At 72.2% G+C, this 234-nt stretch carries 1 protein-coding gene; it reads left to right on the forward strand.

Going from position 1 to position 234, the window contains the following annotated elements:
* A partial coding sequence (locus tag SB660_RS23940; protein ID WP_410585112.1) for a hypothetical protein occupies window positions 1-234 on the forward strand: 234 nt, incomplete at both ends.

Below are 234 nucleotides of genomic sequence, written 5' to 3' on the forward strand. Positions count from 1 at the left end.
CTGGACCTGCTGCACCGCACAATCGATCGCGCCCTGCCGTCAGCCGGAATCCTCATGTCGCTGGACTGGAACCAGATCGCCACCATCGCCTGGCCGCTCGTCGTCGCCCTTGTCCTCGGCATCGCCGTGCATTGGGGCCTGCGCGGGCTGGCACGGGTCGCCGCGCGGCGCGCGGACCAGTCCCTGCGCGCGCGGATCGCGACCGTCGTCGCCGTTCCCGCGTCGATCGCGCTG

The organism is Bacillus sp. SIMBA_005 (assembly GCF_046535585.1).
In the GTDB taxonomy this organism is placed as follows: Bacteria; Bacillota; Bacilli; order Bacillales; family Bacillaceae; genus Bacillus; species Bacillus pumilus.